This window comes from Janthinobacterium sp. EB271-G4-7A (assembly GCF_020858075.1).
In the GTDB taxonomy this organism is placed as follows: Bacteria; Pseudomonadota; Gammaproteobacteria; order Burkholderiales; family Burkholderiaceae_D; genus Janthinobacterium; species Janthinobacterium lividum.
Window position 1 is genome coordinate 1259645 of sequence record NZ_JACYMI010000001.1, and the last position, 19263, is coordinate 1278907.

General features: G+C 61.1%; 19 protein-coding genes. 18 read left to right on the top strand and 1 reads right to left on the bottom strand.

The genetic code is table 11. The features are described from left to right. Window positions 1-54: 54 nt before the first annotated feature. The 11 genes from IGS58_RS05750 to IGS58_RS05800 all read left to right on the top strand — a co-directional run bounded on the left by IGS58_RS05750 (window position 55) and on the right by IGS58_RS05800 (window position 13245). On the top strand, window positions 55-2535 hold the full coding sequence (locus IGS58_RS05750) for a FimV/HubP family polar landmark protein (protein WP_230520855.1): 2481 nt from the start codon (window positions 55-57) through the stop codon (window positions 2533-2535). A 155-nt stretch (window positions 2536-2690) separates the two neighbouring features. Continuing rightward, window positions 2691-3521 (top strand): tRNA pseudouridine(38-40) synthase TruA, encoded by an 831-nt coding sequence (gene truA, locus IGS58_RS05755; RefSeq protein ID WP_174718108.1) that lies wholly within the window; start codon window positions 2691-2693, stop codon window positions 3519-3521. Between the two features lie 28 nt (window positions 3522-3549). Next, on the top strand, window positions 3550-4233 hold the full coding sequence (locus IGS58_RS05760; RefSeq protein WP_230520856.1) for a phosphoribosylanthranilate isomerase: 684 nt from the start codon (window positions 3550-3552) through the stop codon (window positions 4231-4233). Next, window positions 4226-5476 (top strand): tryptophan synthase subunit beta, encoded by a 1251-nt coding sequence (gene trpB, locus IGS58_RS05765; RefSeq protein ID WP_230520857.1) that lies wholly within the window; start codon window positions 4226-4228, stop codon window positions 5474-5476. Before IGS58_RS05760 ends, trpB begins: the two co-directional genes overlap by 8 nt. Before the next feature lie 133 nt (window positions 5477-5609). Next, a complete protein-coding gene (gene trpA / locus IGS58_RS05770) occupies window positions 5610-6407 on the top strand; it encodes a tryptophan synthase subunit alpha (RefSeq protein ID WP_230520858.1) in 798 nt (265 codons plus the stop codon). Window positions 6408-6605: 198 nt separating this feature from the next. Beyond that, entirely contained in the window at window positions 6606-7478 is an 873-nt protein-coding gene (gene accD, locus IGS58_RS05775; protein ID WP_010400390.1) for an acetyl-CoA carboxylase, carboxyltransferase subunit beta, read from the top strand. A 115-nt stretch (window positions 7479-7593) separates the two neighbouring features. Beyond that, window positions 7594-8892 (top strand): bifunctional tetrahydrofolate synthase/dihydrofolate synthase, encoded by a 1299-nt coding sequence (gene folC, locus IGS58_RS05780; protein WP_230520859.1) that lies wholly within the window; start codon window positions 7594-7596, stop codon window positions 8890-8892. 24 nt (window positions 8893-8916) lie between these two features. Then, window positions 8917-9888: an SPOR domain-containing protein gene (locus IGS58_RS05785; RefSeq protein ID WP_070260521.1), complete on the top strand. Its 972-nt coding sequence runs from the start codon at window positions 8917-8919 to the stop codon at window positions 9886-9888. A gap of 20 nt (window positions 9889-9908) precedes the next feature. After that, window positions 9909-10397 carry a CvpA family protein gene (locus IGS58_RS05790; protein ID WP_034783449.1) on the top strand — a complete coding sequence of 163 codons (489 nt, stop codon included), beginning with the start codon at window positions 9909-9911 and terminating at the stop codon, window positions 10395-10397. Between the two features lie 39 nt (window positions 10398-10436). Then, window positions 10437-11960, top strand: a complete 1524-nt coding sequence (gene purF / locus IGS58_RS05795) for an amidophosphoribosyltransferase (RefSeq protein WP_034783451.1) — start codon at window positions 10437-10439, stop codon at window positions 11958-11960. 43 nt (window positions 11961-12003) lie between these two features. Beyond that, window positions 12004-13245 (top strand): cystathionine gamma-synthase family protein, encoded by a 1242-nt coding sequence (locus IGS58_RS05800; protein ID WP_230520860.1) that lies wholly within the window; start codon window positions 12004-12006, stop codon window positions 13243-13245. 204 nt (window positions 13246-13449) lie between these two features. Here the strand turns inward: IGS58_RS05800 and lexA are convergent, their stop codons facing one another. Next, window positions 13450-14085 (bottom strand): transcriptional repressor LexA, encoded by a 636-nt coding sequence (lexA, locus tag IGS58_RS05805; protein ID WP_034783454.1) that lies wholly within the window; start codon window positions 14083-14085, stop codon window positions 13450-13452. A 275-nt stretch (window positions 14086-14360) separates the two neighbouring features. On the opposite strand from lexA, the gene rpsF reads away from it, so the two are divergent. The 7 genes from rpsF (at window position 14361) to IGS58_RS05840 (ending at window position 19164) form a co-directional block, all read left to right on the top strand. Then, window positions 14361-14750: a 30S ribosomal protein S6 gene (gene rpsF, locus IGS58_RS05810; protein WP_034750499.1), complete on the top strand. Its 390-nt coding sequence runs from the start codon at window positions 14361-14363 to the stop codon at window positions 14748-14750. A 20-nt stretch (window positions 14751-14770) separates the two neighbouring features. After that, window positions 14771-15070, top strand: a complete 300-nt coding sequence (gene priB / locus IGS58_RS05815; RefSeq protein ID WP_034783455.1) for a primosomal replication protein N — start codon at window positions 14771-14773, stop codon at window positions 15068-15070. 25 nt (window positions 15071-15095) lie between these two features. Beyond that, window positions 15096-15386: a 30S ribosomal protein S18 gene (gene rpsR, locus IGS58_RS05820; RefSeq protein WP_010400024.1), complete on the top strand. Its 291-nt coding sequence runs from the start codon at window positions 15096-15098 to the stop codon at window positions 15384-15386. Window positions 15387-15413: 27 nt separating this feature from the next. Further along, window positions 15414-15869 (top strand): 50S ribosomal protein L9, encoded by a 456-nt coding sequence (gene rplI / locus IGS58_RS05825; RefSeq protein WP_034783456.1) that lies wholly within the window; start codon window positions 15414-15416, stop codon window positions 15867-15869. A gap of 135 nt (window positions 15870-16004) precedes the next feature. Continuing rightward, window positions 16005-17390 (top strand): replicative DNA helicase, encoded by a 1386-nt coding sequence (locus tag IGS58_RS05830; protein WP_034750488.1) that lies wholly within the window; start codon window positions 16005-16007, stop codon window positions 17388-17390. 94 nt (window positions 17391-17484) lie between these two features. Continuing rightward, window positions 17485-18111, top strand: coding sequence for a DUF47 domain-containing protein (locus tag IGS58_RS05835; protein ID WP_010400015.1), 627 nt, complete (start codon window positions 17485-17487; stop codon window positions 18109-18111). A 42-nt stretch (window positions 18112-18153) separates the two neighbouring features. Continuing rightward, a complete protein-coding gene (locus IGS58_RS05840; RefSeq protein ID WP_034783457.1) occupies window positions 18154-19164 on the top strand; it encodes an inorganic phosphate transporter in 1011 nt (336 codons plus the stop codon). The last annotated feature ends 99 nt before the right edge of the window (window positions 19165-19263 follow it).

A 19263-nucleotide genomic window follows, 5' to 3' on the forward strand; every position in this document is an offset into this window, starting at 1 on the left:
CCCCGGGTCGCCTCCCTTGCCATTAAAACACTCAGCAGTGCTGTCGCCTGTGCGGTGTTATTGTCACCGGCGGCATCCGCAGCCGAGCTGGGCAAGATCACGGTGCTGTCCGCCGCCGGTCAGCCGCTGCGCGCCGAGGTCGAATTATCGGCCGTCAAGCCAGGCGAGGCCGCGAACCTGCTGGCCAAGCTGGCGCCGCCGGACGCCTACCGCCAGGCCAACGTGGAATTCAATCCCGCCCTGAACGCGCTGACGTTTGCCGTGGAAAACCGCAATGGCAAGCCCTTCATCCGCATCAGCTCGGCGCAACCGGTGGCCGAACCCATGGTGGATCTTTTGCTGGAGCTGAGCAGCAAGAGCGGTCGCCAGGTGCGCGAATATGCGTTTGTGCTCGACACGCCCGAGGCGCGCCAGACGCGCGGCGCGCAAGTGACGGCGCCAGTCGAGCCAGGCAAGGCCAAACCGGCTGCCGCGGCCGATGCTGCGCCACCGGCCGCGAAAAAGGCGGCAGGCGAATACAAGGTCAAGGCGGGCGATACCCTGAGCCGCATCGCCAGCGAGCTGAAGCCTTCGGGCGTTTCGCTCGACATGATGCTCGTCGCCCTGTACCGCGCCAATCCCGATGCCTTCAAGGGCGAGAACATGAACCGCATGCAGGCCGGACGCATCCTGGCCGTGCCGGGCGCGGACACCGTGCGCGCCACGGGCGCGGCTGAAGCGAAGGGCATCGTGACGGCGCACGCCATCGATTTCGAAGCCTACCGCAACAAGCTGGCGGGCCAGGTGTCGCAAAGCAAGCCGGCCAAGGCGGCGCAAGCGACGCAAAGCACGGCTGGCAAGATCGGCGCGACGAAGGTGCAGGAAAAGCCGACGGCCGTGAGCGAGTCGCAAGACAAGCTGAAACTGTCGAAGGCGGAGCCAGCGGCCAAGTCGGCCGGCAAGAGCGCCGTCGCCAGCGAGGAAGACAAGATCGCCAAGGCGAAGCAGGTCGATGAAGCTGCTGCGCGCGTCAAAGAGCTGGAAAAGAACGTCAGCGACCTGGAAAAGTTGATGGCGGTCAAGAGCAAGGCCATGGCGGACAAGAGCGCCCCGGCGCCCGCCAAGCCGGCCGAGACCGCTGCCAGCGCACCGGCCAGCGTTCCTGCCCCGGCCGCCGAGGCGCAGCCGCCCGTGCCGAAGGCGAAACCGGTGCCGCTAGTGAAAAAACCGTCGCCGCTGGAACCGACCTTCGCCGACAAGATCAATGACCATATGGGTGCCATCGGCATCGGCCTGGCCGCGCTGCTGGCCGCCGTGGCCGCGCTGGTGATTGCGCGCCGCCGCAAGGAGATGCCGCCGCCCACCGACAATGTTGCCCCCGTGTTCGAGCCGGAAGCGCCGGTGACGCCGCCGGCCGGCCTGGCGCCGGAAGACCAGCAGTCCGAAGCGAGCAACCACCTGTTCGGCACGGGTGCCGCCGCTGCCGGCGTGGCCGCCGTAGCGGGTGCCAGCATGCTCGATGCGAATGAAACGGACCCGGTCGCCGAAGCGGACGTGTATATCGCCTACGGCCGCGATGGCCAGGCGGAAGATATCCTCAAGGAAGCCTTGCGTATCCACCCGGAACGCCATGCGGCCCGCCTGAAGTTGCTTGAGATTTATTCGGCCCGCAACGACGTGCGCGCATTTGAAGACCAGGCCAGCGAGCTGTACAGCTTGACGCGTGGCCAGGGCGAGGAGTGGCCGCAGGCGGCCGCGCTGGGCCTGGCGCTCGATCCCACCAATCCCCTGTATGGCGATACGGAAGACGACGCCGTTGTCAGCCTGAGCAAGGCTGCGGGCGACGACTTGCATGGCCAGAGCATGGACTTGTCCGACGATCTGTCTGCTCCTGAGTCAGCGCCGGCGGCTGACCTGGCGCCCGCCGAGCCCGTGTCCTCCGTGACGGCCCGCGATACGCGCGCGCCCCTCGACTTCGACCTCGACAGCCTCGATTTCGAGCCCGTTTCCACCAGCGACCCGATCGTCATGCCGGGACCGGACAGCAAGCCGGTCTCCGCCGCGCAGGATGCGCAGTATGACGCCAGCATGGATTTCGGCCTGGACCTCGAGCCGCCAGCCGGTCCCGTGAATGGCGTAGGCGCCGGCCTGACGCCTTTGCCTGATCCGTTGAAGGATGTCGACCTGGCCCATTTCGACCTCGACGAACCGGTGGCGCCAGCTGCCGCGCCGGTCGCGGCGGCCGAGCCTTCCCTCGACAGCCTGTTCGACGACGCGCAAACGCCCGCCACCTTGCCGGAAGCCATACCGCCGGCACAGGAATTCGACCTGTCCGGCATCGACCTGGACCTCAACGATGGCAAGACGGCCAGCGCTGGCGTGGACGACCCGCTGTCGGCCATCCACATGGAAATGGATACCAAGCTGGACCTGGCGATCGCTTACCAGGAAATCGGCGACAAGGAAGGCGCGCGCGAGCTGATCGATGAGGTTATCAAGGGCGGCAGCGAAGAGCAGGTGAAGAAAGCGAATACCATGAGAGCTTTGCTCAGTTAAGCACCTGATACGACGTCCATGGCGGCGTTGCACGGTCATGGCGTTCACCTTGTACTATTCGTACTGTCTTCGACCGCGCGCCTTGCCCTGAACGCCGTCTCAGGCGCTTGTGTGGCCGGAAGGCGGGGCCGCCTTTGCGCCGGTATAATGCTTCGATGCAAAATATTACGACAGCAACGCCATTGAAGCGTATCGTCCTCGGCCTGCAGTACGACGGCACGGCCTGGCATGGATACCAGAAACAGGAAGACGGGCAAACGGTGCAGGACCAGCTGGAAAACGCGCTGGAACAATTTGCCCGCGTGCGCCTGGCCACCACGTGCGCCGGCCGCACGGATACGGGCGTGCATGCGCTCGAGCAAGTCGTGCATTTCGATACGGAATTGAACCGCGACGTGCATTCGTGGGTGCGCGGCGTCAACGCCTTCCTGCCGAAATCCATCGCCGTGCGCTGGGCCAAGGAACTCGAAGGCGATCCGACGGTCAATGACTTCTTCCACGCCCGTTTCAGCGCGCGCGCGCGCACCTATCATTATGTGTTGTACAACAACGCCACCCGTTCGCCGCTGGTGGAAGGGCGCGCCGGTTTCTTTTTCCGTCCGCTGGACGTGGAACTGATGCGGCAAGCCGTGCAGCCGCTGCTGGGCTGGCACGATTTCACGGCCTTCCGTGCCGCGCAATGCCAGGCCAAGTCGCCCGTCAAGCTGATGCACGATATCCGCATCGAGCGGCGCGGCGATTGCGTGATTTTCACCATTACGGCCAATGCCTTCCTGCACCACATGGTGCGCAACCTGGTCGGTTCGCTCGTCTACATCGGTACGGGGCGCGAAAAGCCGGACTGGCTGGGGCATTTGCTTGAAAGTAAAGACCGCCACGCGGCGGCGCCCACCTTCATGCCGGACGGCCTGTACCTGGCGCAGATCGATTACGATCCGAAATGGGCATTGCCGCAAGACAGTAGTAGCGCTTTGCCCTGGTTTTGATCTGCATCAAATCAAGTAAAGGATTGCCATGCCTCGCACACGCACCAAGATCTGCGGCCTGACCCGCGCCGAAGACATCCAGGCCGTCGTGGCCGCGGGCGCCGACGCCATCGGCTTCGTGTTTTATCCGAAAAGCCCCCGTTACGTCACGCCGCAGCAGGCCGCCAGCCTGATCGCCGCCATGCCGCCCTACGTGACGACGGTGGGCCTGTTCGTCAATGCCACGCTGGACGAGGTGCGGGCCACCAGGGCCGTGGCGCCCTTGTCCCTGCTGCAATTTCATGGCGACGAGACGCCCGAACACAGCGCCGCGCTGGCGGGCGCCGTGAATACGCCCTTTACGCAAGTGTTCCGCGTCAAACCCGACACCTCCTTTGAAGATTTGCTAGAATACGAACAGCGCTATCGCGCCGCCAGTCCCTTGTTCTCCAGCCTCTTGCTCGATACCTATGTGGATGCCTACGGCGGTGCAGGAAAGGTATTTGATTGGTCCCTCATTCCAAAAGAACTCGCGCCTCGGGTCGTTTTAAGTGGTGGCTTGAGCGTACAAAACGCGACTGACGCAGTGGTGCGCGTGCGCCCTTACGCCGTCGACATCAGCAGTGGTGTCGAAGCGTCCAAGGGCATCAAGGACGCATCCCGAGTCCGCGCGTTTATCGCCGCGGTGCAGGATGCCGATGCCATCATTGCCAGAGGAAACCACCATGAATGACCATACCAACGCGCCCGGCGCCGCCGCCGCATTGTTCCACGCTACCGACTACCCATTTCCTGACCTGCGCGGCCACTTCGGCCCGTACGGCGGCTCGTTTGTCGCCGAAACGCTGACCCACGCGCTGGCCGAGCTGAAGGACGCTTACGCGCGCTACAGCGCGGACCCGGAATTCCTCGAAGAGTTCCGCTACGAGCTCAAGCACTTTGTTGGCCGTCCGTCGCCCATCTACCACGCCAAGCGCTGGTCCGAGATGGCTGGCGGCGCGCAAATCTATTTCAAGCGCGAAGACTTGAACCACACGGGCGCGCACAAGATCAATAACGTGATCGGCCAGGCCCTGCTGGCCAAGCGCATGGGCAAGCCGCGCATCATCGCCGAGACGGGTGCCGGCCAGCATGGCGTGGCCACGGCCACCATCTGCGCCCGCTTCGGCCTCGAATGCGTGGTCTACATGGGCAGCGAAGACGTCAAGCGCCAGGCGCAGAACGTGTACCGCATGAAATTGCTGGGCGCGACCGTCGTGCCCGTCGAATCCGGCTCCAAGACCCTCAAGGATGCGCTGAACGAAGCCATGCGCGACTGGGTCACGAATATCGAAAATACCTTTTATATCATCGGCACCGTGGCCGGGCCCCATCCGTATCCGATGATGGTGCGCGACTTCCAGTCCGTGATTGGCGAGGAATGCCTGGTGCAGATGCCGGAAATGACGGGCCGCCAGCCCGACTACGTGCTGGCCTGCATCGGCGGCGGCTCGAATGCCATGGGCATCTTTTACCCGTACATCGACCAGAAGGACGTGAAACTGATCGGCGTGGAAGCGGCCGGCGAAGGACTGGATACGGGCAAGCACTCGGCCTCGCTGACGGCGGGCTTTCCGGGCGTGCTGCACGGCAACCGTACCTACCTGCTGCAGGACGAAAATGGCCAGATCATCGAGACGCACTCCGTCTCGGCCGGCCTCGACTATCCGGGCGTGGGCCCGGAACATGCGTGGCTGAAAGATTCGGGCCGCGCGCAATACGTGTCGATCACGGATGACGAGGCGCTGCAGGCGTTTCACGATTGCTGCCATATCGAAGGCATCATCCCGGCCCTGGAATCGTCGCACGCGCTGGCCTACGCGGCCAAGCTGGCGGCCACCTTGCCGAAAGACCAGATCGTACTGGCCAACCTGTCGGGCCGTGGCGACAAGGACATGCATACCGTGGCGGAGCGCATGGGACTCAATTTCAACTAACAGCGTGTCAACGGGGTCAGACCCGCCGGGGGAGTGCGCGCCAGTGGTGCGCATTCCGATCCCGCAGGGACTGACCCCAGCCTTTGCTTTGGGTTGAAATCATTCCATCTATCCATCATTAAGAAAGCTCATCATGTCCCGTATCGCCACCACTTTTGCCAACTTAAAATCCAACAACAAGACCGCCCTGGTCACTTTCATTACCGCCGGCGACCCCGGCCCTGACGCCACCGTGCCCCTGATGCACGCGCTCGTCGAGGGCGGCGCCGACGTGCTGGAGCTGGGCGTGCCGTTTTCCGACCCCATGGCCGAAGGCCCCGTCATCCAGCGTGCCTGCGAACGGGCCTTGAAATTCAATGTGGGCATCCACGATGTGTTCGGCTATGTGCGCCAGTTCCGCGCAACGAACCAGACGACGCCCGTCGTGCTGATGGGCTATGCGAATCCCATCGAACGCATCGGCAGCGCCGCGTTTATTGATGCGGCGCAAGCGGCCGGCGCCGATGGCGCCATCGTCGTCGACTATCCGCCGGAAGAGTGCGAGGAATTCGCCGCCGCCATGCGCGCGGCGGGCCTCGACCTGATTTTTCTCCTGGCGCCCACCTCGACCGAAGAGCGCATTGCGCAAGTGGCCAAGGTTGGCGGCGGCTTCAGCTATTACGTGTCGCTGAAAGGCGTCACGGGCGCCGGCAACATTGATACGGAACAGGTGGCAGAGCGCCTCGCGGCCATCCGCCAGCATGTAAAATTACCTATCGGCGTGGGCTTCGGCATCCGCGATGGCGCCACGGCCAAGGCCGTTGCCAAGGTGGCCGATGCCGTCGTGATCGGCAGCCGCATCATCCAGGAGATTGAAAATGCGCCGGAAGGTGGCGCCGTCGACGCCGTGCGCAGCTTTACTGCAAGCATCCGCGCCGCACTGGACGCCTGAGTAAGCTTGTTGTTTACGCAAGCTCGGGTGGCGGCAAAGTTCGACAGCCCGGCGATAAACGGCTACACTTCGGCCACTGATTTGCCTGTTATTGTGCAATAGATAAAATTTTTGGTGGCGCCCTGCGGGGGCGTCGCCGTTTACCGTCTGCCGGGGGCGTCCACCGACGCTACCCCTACAAGGGCCCAAGGAGAAAATATGAGTTGGTTGGAAAAACTGCTGCCACCGCGCATCCAGCGTTCTGATGCTGCCGCGCGCAAGACCATGCCGGAAGGCCTGTGGGTCAAGTGCCCGTCGTGCGAAGCCGTGCTGTACCGTACGGACCTGGAATCGAATTTGCACGTGTGCCCGAAATGCGACCACCACATGCGCATCCGCGCGCGTGAACGCCTCGACAGCCTGCTCGACGCGGGCGGCCGCTATGAAATCGGCCAGGAAATCTTGCCCGTCGATACCTTGAAATTCAAGGACAGCAAGAAATACCCGGACCGCCTGAAGTCCGCCATGGAAGCGACGGGCGAGACGGATGCGATGGTCGTCATGGGCGGCGCCATCATGAGCCTGCCGGTTGTCGTGGCGTGCTTCGAATTCGAATTCATGGGCGGCTCCATGGGCTCCGTCGTGGGCGAGCGCTTCGTGCGCGGCGCACAGATCGCGCTGGAACAGAAGGTGCCGTTCATTTGCATCACTGCCACCGGTGGCGCGCGCATGCAGGAAGGCTTGCTGTCCCTGATGCAGATGGCGAAGACCACGGCCATGCTGACCAAGCTGTCGGAAAAGAAATTGCCATTCATCAGCGTGCTGACCGACCCGACCATGGGCGGCGTGTCCGCCTCGTTCGCCTTCATGGGCGACGTGGTCATCGCTGAACCGAAAGCGCTGATCGGCTTTGCCGGCCCGCGCGTGATTGAAAACACCGTGCGTGAAAAACTGCCGGAAGGCTTCCAGCGCGCCGAGTTCCTCGTCACCAAGGGCGCCGTCGACATGATCGTCGACCGCCGCAAGATGCGCGAAGAAATCGCCCGCCTGCTGGCCTTGTTGCAAAACCAGGCTGTCGAAGTACTTGCGTAATTTGATTTACCCCAAAACCTGAACTGCCGGGGTCGGACCCTCAGGGTCCGACCCCAGTCTTCGGTTTGGGTCTCATGTCTTTTCCGCCTCGCGCACTCTTTTCAAGAAGTCTCCCATGCAAAACCTCCCCACCACCTTGCCGGACTGGCTAGCCCTGCTGGAAACCCGCCATTCGGAAACCCAGATCAACATGGGCCTGGACCGCGTGCAAGCCGTCAAGGCGCGCATGCAGCTGGCGTTTACTTGCCCCGTGATCATGGTGGCAGGCACGAATGGCAAGGGGTCCACCTGCGCCATGCTGGAATCCGTGTTGTTGCGTGCCGGCTACAAAGTGGGGCTGTACATCAAGCCGCACTTTCTTGATTTTAACGAGCGCGCCCGCGTGCTGGGCGAGATGGCCAGCGACGAACAGCTCGTTGCCAGCTTCAACTTTGTTGAAGCCGTGCGCGGCGACACGCCGCTGACGTATTTCGAATTCACCACCCTGGCGATCCTGCACCTGCTGTCGCAGGCCAAGCTGGACGTGGCCATCCTGGAAGTGGGCCTGGGCGGGCGCCTCGACGCCGTCAACGTGATCGATGCCGACGTGGCTATCGTCACCAGCATCGATATCGATCACACGGATTACCTGGGCGACACGCGCGAAGCGATCGGCTTTGAAAAGGCGGGTATCTTCCGTCCGGGCAAGGCGGCCATTTGCAGCGACCCCGTGCCGCCGCAGTCGCTGATCGACCATGCGGAAGCCATCGGCGCCGACCTGTGGCTGATGGGCCGCGATTTCAATTATTCGGGCGACAAGCAGCAGTGGAACTATGGCGGGCGCGAGCAGCGCCGCAATTCGCTCGCTTACCCGAGCTTGCGCGGCGCCAACCAGATCCTCAATGCGACGGCGGTGCTGGCCGCGCTGGAAGTGCTGAAGCTGAAACTGCCCGTGGGTGCGCAGGAAGTACGCACGGGCCTCGTGACGGTGGAACTGCCGGGCCGCTTCCAGGTCTTGCCTGGCCGCCCCAGCGTGATCCTCGACGTGGCGCACAACCCCCATGCAGCCTCGGCGCTGAACCAGAACCTGGGCAATATGGGTTTCCACCCGTACACGTATGCCGTGTTCGGCTCCATGCTGGACAAGGATATCGATGGCGTACTGGCCGCGATGAGCGAGCACGTCGACCACTGGTGCCTGACGGGCCTGCCTTCGCCGCGCGCGGCCACGGCCTCCGAACTGGCCGCCAAGGTGCAGATCATGCTCGAAGACAAGCCCGACAGCAGCGAACATACTGTGTCTATTTTCGATGATCCGGCACAAGCTTTTGCAAATGCAATGAGCCGGGCCGGTGAGAATGATAGAATTGTGGTCTTTGGTTCTTTCCTCACCGTTGCCGGCGTGATGAAGGCCCGAAAATCCTCACTTCACTGAAACGCACTCGACTGAAAATCACGCATGGGCTTGTTCTCGAAACTGTTTAAAAACAAGCAAGAATCCTCTGGCGAAGACAGCGGCTTTTATGTCCCTGGCGAAGCACAGTCGCCGACCCGCAAGCGCGCAGCCAACACCTCCGGTGGCGGCGGATCGCGCCGTGGCGGCAAGGAAGCGCCGGATCCGGTCTTGCCTGAAAAGAAGCGCGCACGCCGCCGCCTGGTCGGGGCGATTGCCCTGGCCTTGGGCGTAGCTGTCGGCTTGCCGATGCTGCTCGATTCCGAGCCGAAGGCGCCCTTCAACGATATCGCCATCGACATTCCGTCGAAGGAAAAGGCCGCCGCACCTGCACCGGCGCCCGTGCCGGCCGTTCCGGCCCAGGCCGCAGCGAATGGCCTGGACCAGTCCGAGGAAATCGTCGATGCGCCGCTGCCGCCTGCAGCCAAGCCTACGCCCACACCGGCACCCGTGCTGGCCGCCGTGCAGCCTGCAACGGTCAAGCCGACCTATGTGGAACCGAAACCTGAGCCCAAGCCTGAGCCCAAGCCGGTCAAGGTGGAGCCGAAACCGGAAGCGAAGCACGAACCCAAGCCTGAGCCGAAACACGAGCCCAAGCCCGAGCCCAAGCATGAGGTAAAACCGGAAGCGAAGCCCGAGACTAAGCCTGCCAAGCCGGCGCAATCGGCCGACGATGCCGCGCGCGCGCTGGCTATCCTGGAAGGCAAGCCGCAAGAGAAAGTACAAGACAAGGCGCACGACGCCGGCAGCGGCAAGTTCGTGGTGCAGGTGGCGGCCTTGGCGACGCAGGACAAGGTCGACGAATTGCAGGACAAGCTGCGCGAAGCGGGCATCAAGTCGTACACGCAAAAAGTCTCCAGCCCGGCGGGCGAGCGCATCCGCGTGCGCGTGGGCCCGTTCGGCAGCCGCGAAGACGCCGAAAAGACCCGCGCCAAGCTGCAAAAGCTGGGCCTGGGCGGCAGCCTGGTACCGGCGTGATGTTGCAAGGCTGAGCGCGCGTGACGATATTCGATTACCTGGTGCTGTTCGTGCTGGTGACGTCCGTGCTGATCAGCATGATGCGTGGCCTGGTCAAGGAAATACTGTCATTGGTCAGCTGGATCGTGGCTTTCGTCATTGCCAACGCCTATGGCGCCACGCTGGCGAAATTCCTGCCGGAAGCCGTGCCGGGCGAAGCCGTCCGTTTGTTGCTGGCTTTCGTGGTGCTGTTCATCGGCGTACGCATTTTGATGGGATTGCTGTCCATGACGGTTGACGCGCTCGTCAAGGTGACGGGCCTGAGCCTGGCCGACCGCACCCTGGGCAGCCTGTTCGGCGTGGCGCGGGGCCTTGTGATCGTGCTGACCGCCGTCATCTTGTGTGGCATGACTTCCATACCGCAGCAGCCATTCTGGAAAAACGCGCAGCTCAGCCCGCTCGCGGAGCAGGGCGCGCGCGCCATCAAGCCTTATCTGCCTGCCGCTTACGCGCAGCATGTGAAATTTTGAATTTTTTTTAAAATCAGTAGCACAGTTTAGGAGCACACCATGTGTGGCATCGTCGGCGTCGTTTCCCATCAACCTGTCAATCAATTGCTCTATGATGCATTGTTGCTCCTGCAACATCGCGGTCAGGACGCGGCAGGGATTGCGACCAATCACAGCAGTATGTTTTCCATGCACAAAGCCAATGGCCTCGTGCGTGACGTCTTCCGTACGCGCAACATGCGTTCGCTGCAAGGCACGACGGGTATCGGCCATTGCCGCTACCCGACGGCCGGTTCGTCGAGCGAAGAGGAAGCACAACCGTTCTATGTGAATGCGCCGTTCGGCATCACCCTGGCGCACAATGGCAACCTGACCAACTGGGAACAGTTGAAACTGGAAATGTTCAAGAATGACCGCCGCCACATCAATACCGATTCCGATTCGGAAGTGTTGCTCAACGTGCTGGCGCATGAAATCCAGGAAGCGACGACGGGCCTGAACCTGGACCCGGAAGCCATCTTCAAGGCCGTTACCGTGCTGAACCGCCGCGTCAAGGGTGGTTACGCCGCCGTCGCGCAAATCGCCGGCGTGGGCTTGCTGGCCTTCCGTGATCCGCACGGCATCCGCCCGCTGTGCCTGGGCATCAATGAAACGGAGCAAGGTCCGGAATACCTGATCGCTTCCGAATCCGTGGCCCTGGAAGGCATGGGCTTCCGCTTCGTGCGCGACATCGGTCCCGGCGAAGCCGTCTTCATCGATGCTGACAAGCAATTGCACAGCGCCCAATGCGCCGACAATGCCAGCCTGAACCCGTGCGTGTTCGAATTCGTCTACCTGGCCCGTCCCGACTCCGTCATCGACGGTGCCTCCGTGTACGCCACGCGCCTGAAAATGGGCGAGTACCTGGCCGAGAAGATCCGCGCCGAATTGCCAGGCGTGCATATCGACGTGGTCATGCCGATTCCCGATTCCTCGCGTCCGGCCGCCATCCAGCTGGCCATGGCGCTGAACATCGAGTACCGCGAAGGCTTCATCAAGAACCGCTATATCGGCCGTACCTTCATCATGCCGGGCCAGGCGGCGCGCAAGAAATCCGTGCGCCAGAAGCTCAACGCGATCCCGTCCGAATTCAAGGACAAGGTCGTGCTGCTGGTCGACGATTCCATCGTGCGCGGCACCACCAGCCGTGAAATCGTGCAGATGGCGCGCGAAGCGGGCGCGACGAAAGTCATCTTCGCCTCGGCTGCGCCGCCGGTGATCTACCCGAACGTGTACGGCATCGACATGCCGACGCGCGACGAACTGATCGCCTATGGCCGCACGACGGAAGAAGTGTGCCGCGAAATCACGGCCGACTACCTGGTGTACCAGGATATCGGCGCGCTCAAGCAGGCGATCGCCGACGTCAACCCGGCCCTGACCAACTTCGAAGCGTCGTGCTTCGATGGCGTGTACGTGACGGGCGACGTGTCGCAGGAATACCTGGACCGCCTGGAATATGCGCGCCACCATCCGAAGGCGGCAGCGCCCGAAGATACGCCGCGTTCCCAGCTGAACCTGAACCTGGCGACAACAGAAGCGTAATTATCTTGCCCGGCTAGCGCCGGGCTTTTTTTGCTCCGCGATCATGAACGATAAAAAAAACTACGGCTTTACCACCACCATCCTGCATAACGACCGCCGCAAGGGCATCGAGCACGGTTCCCTGCACAAGCCCGTGCATACTTCCGTTGCCTTCGGCTACGGCGATGCGCGCCAGCTCGCTTCCGTATTCCAGGGCAAGGAGCCCGGCTTCCGCTACGGCCGCCAGGGCAATCCGACCGTCTCCGCGCTGGAAGACAAGGTCAACAAGATGGAAGATGGCGTCGCCACGCTGTGCTTCGCCACCGGCATGGGCGCCATCGGCGCCGTGGTGCAGGCGCTCTTGCGCGCTGGCGACCATGTCGTGTCGTCGGCCTTTTTGTTTGGCAACACCAACAGCCTGTGGCAAACGGTGACGGGGCAGGGCGTCGCCGTGTCGTTCGTCGACGCCACGGACGTGGCCAATGTGGCCGCCGCCATCACGCCGCAAACGCGCATCGTGTTTGTCGAAACCATCGCCAATCCGCGCACGCAGATCGCCGACCTGGCGAAGATCGGCGCGTTGTGCAAGGAACGCGGCATTTTGTACATCGTCGACAACACGATGACGACACCCTACCTGTTCCGCCCGAAAGCCGTGGGCGCGGGCCTGGTGGTCAATGCGCTGACAAAATCCATCGGCGGCCACGGCAATGCCCTGGGCGGCAGCTTGACGGACACGGGGGTGTTCGACTGGACGCAGTATCCGAACATTTTCGACAATTACAAGAAGGCGGCGCCGGCGCAGTGGGGCATCGCGCAAATCCGCGCCAAGGCCTTGCGCGATTTCGGCGCCTCCCTGGGGCCGGAGGCGGCGCACCATATCGCCGTCGGCGCGGAAACCATGGCCTTGCGCATGGACCGTACCTGCTCGAACGCCCTGGCGCTGGCCACCATGCTGGCTGCCGACCCGCGGGTAGCGGCCGTGCATTACCCGGGCCTGGCCGCGCATCCGCAGCACGCGCTGGCAACGGATTTGTTCCGCAGCTATGGCTCGCTGTTCAGCTTTGAGCTGAAGGATGGCATCGATTGCTTCGATTTCCTCAATCGTCTCAATCTTGCCATTCCAGCGAGCAATCTCGGCGACACGCGCACCCTGGTCATTCCCGTCGCCCATACGATCTTTTACGAGATGGGCGCCGAGCGCCGCGCCAGCATGGGCATCGCCGAATCCCTGATCCGCGTGTCGGTGGGTATCGAGGATGAGGCGGACTTGCTCGAGGATTTCCGTCAGGCACTCGATGTATAAGTCGCCGGATAAATGAAAAGGGCCGCAACAGTCATGCTGTTGCGGCCCTTTGTTTTTCGCCGTTCAATGGTAATGTCTTCGTGCCTTCAGAAACCGTAGCGAGCAAGCCCAATATCGGGTTGAGTAGCGGAGCTGTACATTGGTACAGCGAGCAACGGATGCCCGAGAGTGGGCTGCGCAGTAGGTTTATGAGGGCGCGCTCAATCAATGCCAGCTGCGCATCAAGCCTACCGCCAAACCTTCCAGGGCGAATTCATCTTCCGGCGATACGGTGATGACCTTGAAGTCGGGGTTTTCCGGTAGCAATTCGATGACGGAACCCGTTTTCTTGTAGCGCTTGACGGTGACTTCGTCGCCGATGCGGGCGACGACGATCTGGCCATTCTTGGCGCTATCGACCTTCTTGACGGCCAATAAATCGCCATCCATGATGCCGGCGTCGCGCATGGACCAGCCGCGCACCTTCAGCAGGAAGTCGGGCTTGGCCGAAAACAGGGCGGGGTCCACGTTGTAGCTCGCTTCCAGGTTTTCCTGTGCCAGGATGGGCGAGCCTGCCGCCACCCGGCCGATCAGGGGCAGCGACATCAGCAGCGCTGCCGGCACTTTCGATGGCAGGGCTTCAGCGGCCGCGCCGATCAGGCGGATGCCGCGCGAGGTGCCGGGAGAAATCTCGATCGCGCCCTTGCGGGCCAGGGCCTGCAAATGCTCTTCGGCCGCGTTGGCCGATTTGAAACCCAGTTCATTGGCGATTTCGGCACGGGTGGGAGGAAAGCCCGTGTTTTCAATCGCGTCCTTGATCAGGTTCAGGATTTGTTCTTGTCGTGCTGTCAGCTTGATCATGAGCGGTGGGTGCATACTAAAATGCTGTCTATATGAACAGTCTGTATTTTTGTACAGTATCGCCCACTATGCAAGGGGATTTCCGTGTTTTAGGCGAATTTCGCAAGAAATACTTGTCCATGGGCGGAAAGCACGGTGGCGCGCGGGCTTTTCGGGCGCTTGTGGAAGGAATGATTGAAACGTTTGCAAAAGGCGGTTATAATCTTCGGCTGACCTTCCCACACCCGTCTTGACGCCGGGGTGGGCGATTATCAATCCGACCTGAAGGAGTTTGCATGCGTCATTATGAAATAGTCTTTATCGTCCATCCGGACCAAAGCGAGCAAGTGCCCGCGATGATCGAACGCTACAAAGCCAGCGTAACCACCCGCGGCGGTTCGGTTCACCGCGTGGAAGATTGGGGCCGCCGTCAAATGGCTTACTCGATCCAAAAGCTGCCTAAAGCACACTACATCTGCCTGAACATCGAATGCGACAACGAGACCCTGGTCGAGTTGGAAACAGCATTCAAATTCAATGATGCCGTGTTGCGTCACCTGACCGTTAAAATGAAGAAAGCTGAAACAGCTCCTTCGCCGATGATGAAATCGGTACAACGCGAAGACGCGGCCAAAAGCCACCGCACCGAAGCACCAGCAGCCGCTCCAGCCGCAGCAGCAGCTTAATTCTTGACCAGGATCGTGCGCTGAACCAGCTACAAGTCACCGCCATCATTGCCGAGCGCGAAATATTGCGCTATACCCCGGCAGGGCTGCCGATTGTGAATGCAGTATTGCAACACAGTTCGCAGCAGATGGAAGCAGGGATTGCCCGTTTGACCGAGTTTGATGTTGCCGCGCTAGCCGCTGGCGAAATTTCAGGCAGGTTCAGTCAGGCAAGCTTGGGCGGGGTGTATCAGTTCACGGGTTTCCTGGCCAGGAAGAGCCGCAACAGCAAGAGTTTGGTGTTTCACATCATTGATTTTAGTGCAGTCAATTCTGACTAGCGCATTTTAGATACAGGAGCCTGACATGGCATTCGGTAAAAAGTTCGACAAAAATAAGCTCAAGCTTAAAGAAAAACGCAAACAGCAAAACCCGTTGTTCAAACGCAAGAAGTTCTGCCGCTTCACCGCAGCTCACGTTGAGCAAGTCGACTACAAAGACGTCGACACGCTGAAAGACTTCGTCCAAGAAAACGGCAAGATCATGCCAGCACGCCTGACCGGTACCAAAGCGCACTACCAGCGCCAAGTTGACACCGCAATCAAGCGCGCTCGCTTCCTCGCGCTGCTGCCATACACCGATCTGCACCACGCTTAATCGGTCAGATATTCCTGGAGAAGAACTATGCAAATCATTCTGTTAGAAAAAGTTGTTAACGTCGGTAACCTCGGCGAAGTCGTCAAAGTCAAAGACGGTTACGCACGTAACTTCCTGATCCCGCAACGCCTGGCACGTCGTGCTACGGCAACCGCTGTGGCTGAATTCGAAGTCAAGCGCGCCGAACTGGAAAAAGCTGCTGCCGCCAAACTGGCCGCATCGCAAGCCCAGGGCGAAAAACTGAGCGGCCTGACCGTTCAAGTTGCTCAAAAAGCTGGTGTTGATGGCCGTCTGTTCGGTTCCGTCACCAACTTCGACATCGCTGAAGCGCTGACCAAGCAAGGTTTTGCTGTTGAAAAAGCACAAATCCGCATGCCTACCGGCCCGCTGAAGATCGTTGGCGAGCACAACGTTTCGGTTGCTCTGCACACCGACGTGGTTGTGGAAGTTGTTATCGCTGTCGTACCAGACGCGAACGCGTAATCGTCTGCGGGCCTTGCCCGCAAGCGCTGCCGCACTATGAAAAGCCGGGTTCGCCCGGCTTTTTTGTGGCCTTTTTTTCGCTCAATTTCAGCCCTTTATTTTTGCCAGCACGCCGAAGCGGGTATAATTCGCGCCATGAACGCCCCCTCTGATCCGCAACTGGATTCCCTCCGTATTCCGCCGCATTCGATCGAAGCAGAACAATCCGTCATTGGTGGTCTGCTGCGCGACAATGCCGCGTATGACCGCATCGCCGACTTCATGCATGCGGAGGATTTCTATCGCTATGACCATCGCATCATCTTCGAGCAAATCGTCAAGATGGTTAACGCTTCCAAGCCAGCCGATGTCATTACTGTTTTTGAAACCCTGACCCAGCTCGGCAAGGCCGATGATGTGGGCGGACTCGCTTACCTGAACGCCATGGCGCAAAACACGCCATCGGCCGCGAACATCCGGCGCTACGCCGAGATCGTGCGCGACCGCGGCGTGCTGCGCAAGCTCATTACCGTCGCCGACGATATTTCCGGCACGGCCTTCAGCCCGCAAGGCAAGGAAGTCAAGCAGATGCTTGACGAGGCCGAATCGAAGATTTTCGCCATCGCCGAAGAGGGCGCGCGCGGCGCTCAGGGCTGGACCGCCATCCAGCCCCTGCTGACGCAAGTGGTCGAGCGCATCGACGAACTGTACAGCCGCGACAACCAGAGTGAAATCACGGGCGTGCCCACCGGTTTCATCGACCTCGACCGCATGACCTCCGGTCTGCAGCCGGGCGACCTGGTGATCGTGGCGGGCCGTCCGTCGATGGGCAAGACGGCGTTTTCCGTCAACATCGGCGAAAACGTGGCCATCGACAGCGGCTTGCCCGTGGCCGTGTTCTCGATGGAGATGGGCGGCGCCCAGCTGGCCATGCGTATGCTCGGCTCCGTCGGACAGCTCGACCAGCACCGCCTGCGCACAGGCCGCCTGAACGACGAGGACTGGCCGCGCCTGACGAATGCGATCCAGAAGATGAACGACGCGCAGTTGTACATCGATGAAACGCCTGCGCTCAACTCGATCGAATTGCGCGCCCGCTCGCGCCGCCTGTCGCGTCAATGCGGCAAGCTGGGCCTGATCATCGTCGATTACTTGCAGCTGATGTCGGCCAATACGCCGGGCGACAACCGCGCCACGGAGATTTCCGAGATTTCACGGGGCTTGAAAGGCCTGGCGAAAGAACTCGGTTGCCCCGTGATCGCGCTGTCCCAGCTGAACCGCTCTCTGGAGCAACGCCCGAACAAACGTCCTGTCATGTCCGACTTGCGCGAATCGGGCGCTATTGAGCAGGATGCCGACGTGATCCTGTTCATTTACCGCGACGAGGTGTATAACCCCGACTCGCCAGACAAGGGAACGGCCGAAATCATCATCGGTAAACAACGTAACGGTCCAATCGGCAGCATCCGCCTCACCTTCATGGGGCAGTACACCAAATTTGGCAATTACAGTGGTGGCCTGGCGCTTTACCAAGGCGACTAACACAGCAGCACTGATATTCCATTGGCCGCCCCTTCATCAAAAGGGGCGGCTTTCTGTAGTAAATAACACGACTCAATGCTTAACGGAGAATGACATGTTTGGACGCTTGATGCCCACTGAGGGCAAGTTTTTTGAATTGTTTAACCAGCACGCGGAACTGTGCGTCAAGGGCGCCAAAGAGATGCTCGGCCTGATGACCAATTTCGACGACCTGGAAAACCGCGTGCATGCGATCGAAAGCATCGAGAAACAGGCGGACAAAGTCACCTACGCCACCGTGGAAATGCTGCACAAGACCTTCATCACGCCGATCGACCGCGACGACATCCATCAGCTGATCACGCGCCAGGACGACATCCTCGACCTGCTGGAAGATGCGGCGCAAACCGTTTCGCTGTACGACCTGAAAGCCGTCACGCCGGAAGCCAAGCGCCTGGCCGAACTGGTGCTGGCCTGTACCGAAAAAGTGCGCGACGCCGTCGCCATGCTGCACAACATGGACAACTCGCGCAAGATCGTCGCCATCTGCGAAGAGATCGACCGCCTGGAATCGGATGCCGACCACGTGATGCGCGCCGCCATGTCCAAGCTGTTCCGCGATGAGCCGGACGTGCGCAACCTGATCAAGCTGAAAGCGATCTACGAAATTCTGGAAACCGTGACCGACCGTTGCGAAGATGTGTCCAATATTATCGAAGGCATCATCGTCGAAAACGCGTAAGCGTTGGGCCTGTCCTGAACCAGAATCAGAAAAGAAACTACAATGACCATACAAATCAGCATCTACGTGCTAGGCCTGTTGATCGTCCTCGCGCTGCTGTTTGACTTCATGAACGGCTTCCATGATGCCGCCAACGCGATCGCCACGGTGGTCTCGACGGGCGTATTGAAACCGCAGACCGCGGTTGCCATGGCCGCCACGTTCAACTTCGTCGCCATCTTCGTGTTCCACCAGCTGACCGTGGCCGCCACGGTGGGCAAGGGCACCATTGACCCGGCGGTGATCGACCAGTACGTGATCTTCGGCGCGCTGATGGGCGCCATCTTCTGGAATTTGTTTACCTGGTACTACGGCATTCCCTCGTCGTCCTCGCACGCGCTGATCGGCGGCCTGGTGGGCGCCGCTGTCGCCAAATCGGGCACGGGCGCGCTGGTCGCGGCCGGCCTGTGGAAAACCGTGGCTTTCATCGTCATCGCACCCGTGCTGGGCTTTGTGTTCGGTTCGATCATGATGCTGCTCGTGTCGTGGATATTCGTGCGTTCGACGCCGCGCAAGGTCGACAAGTGGTTCCGCCGTTTGCAGCTGGTATCGGCGGCCGCCTACAGCCTGGGCCACGGCGGCAACGATGCGCAAAAAACCATCGGCATCATCTGGATGCTGCTGATCGCCGCCGGCTACTCGAGCGCGGCCGATGCCATGCCGCCGATGTGGGTCATCATCTCGTGCTACACGGCCATCAGCTTCGGCACGCTGTTCGGCGGCTGGCGCATCGTCAAGACCATGGGCCAGAAGATCACCAAGCTCAAACCGGTGGGCGGCTTCTGCGCCGAAACCGGTGGCGCGATCACCCTGTTCGTCTCGACGGCGCTGGGCATTCCCGTGTCGACCACGCACACGATCACGGGCGCCATCGTCGGCGTCGGCTCGTCGCAAAAAATGTCGGCCGTGCGCTGGGGCGTGGCGGGCAATATCGTGTGGGCCTGGATCTTCACGATTCCTGCTTCCGCCTTCGTTGCCGCAGTTGCCTGGTGGATTGGCCACCACATCATGTAAGGCGCCTCTGCAAACCTACTGCGCAGCCCCCTATCGAATCTCCGTTGCTCACTGTACTAAAGTACAGCTCCGCTACTCAATCCGATATCGGGCTTGCTC

What these genes read in the sequence shown, in the direction of transcription:
- truA (WP_174718108.1), top strand. Translation starts at nt 2,691, where the DNA reads ATGCAAAATATTACGACAGCAACGCCATTGAAGCGTATCGTCCTCGGC.
- IGS58_RS05760 (WP_230520856.1), top strand. Translation starts at nt 3,550, where the DNA reads ATGCCTCGCACACGCACCAAGATCTGCGGCCTGACCCGCGCCGAAGAC.
- trpB (WP_230520857.1), top strand. Translation starts at nt 4,226, where the DNA reads ATGAATGACCATACCAACGCGCCCGGCGCCGCCGCCGCATTGTTCCAC.
- trpA (WP_230520858.1), top strand. Translation starts at nt 5,610, where the DNA reads ATGTCCCGTATCGCCACCACTTTTGCCAACTTAAAATCCAACAACAAG.
- accD (WP_010400390.1), top strand. Translation starts at nt 6,606, where the DNA reads ATGAGTTGGTTGGAAAAACTGCTGCCACCGCGCATCCAGCGTTCTGAT.
- folC (WP_230520859.1), top strand. Translation starts at nt 7,594, where the DNA reads ATGCAAAACCTCCCCACCACCTTGCCGGACTGGCTAGCCCTGCTGGAA.
- IGS58_RS05785 (WP_070260521.1), top strand. Translation starts at nt 8,917, where the DNA reads ATGGGCTTGTTCTCGAAACTGTTTAAAAACAAGCAAGAATCCTCTGGC.
- purF (WP_034783451.1), top strand. Translation starts at nt 10,437, where the DNA reads ATGTGTGGCATCGTCGGCGTCGTTTCCCATCAACCTGTCAATCAATTG.
- IGS58_RS05800 (WP_230520860.1), top strand. Translation starts at nt 12,004, where the DNA reads ATGAACGATAAAAAAAACTACGGCTTTACCACCACCATCCTGCATAAC.
- lexA (WP_034783454.1), bottom strand. Translation starts at nt 14,085, where the DNA reads ATGATCAAGCTGACAGCACGACAAGAACAAATCCTGAACCTGATCAAG.
- rpsF (WP_034750499.1), top strand. Translation starts at nt 14,361, where the DNA reads ATGCGTCATTATGAAATAGTCTTTATCGTCCATCCGGACCAAAGCGAG.
- rpsR (WP_010400024.1), top strand. Translation starts at nt 15,096, where the DNA reads ATGGCATTCGGTAAAAAGTTCGACAAAAATAAGCTCAAGCTTAAAGAA.
- rplI (WP_034783456.1), top strand. Translation starts at nt 15,414, where the DNA reads ATGCAAATCATTCTGTTAGAAAAAGTTGTTAACGTCGGTAACCTCGGC.
- IGS58_RS05830 (WP_034750488.1), top strand. Translation starts at nt 16,005, where the DNA reads ATGAACGCCCCCTCTGATCCGCAACTGGATTCCCTCCGTATTCCGCCG.
- IGS58_RS05835 (WP_010400015.1), top strand. Translation starts at nt 17,485, where the DNA reads ATGTTTGGACGCTTGATGCCCACTGAGGGCAAGTTTTTTGAATTGTTT.
- IGS58_RS05840 (WP_034783457.1), top strand. Translation starts at nt 18,154, where the DNA reads ATGACCATACAAATCAGCATCTACGTGCTAGGCCTGTTGATCGTCCTC.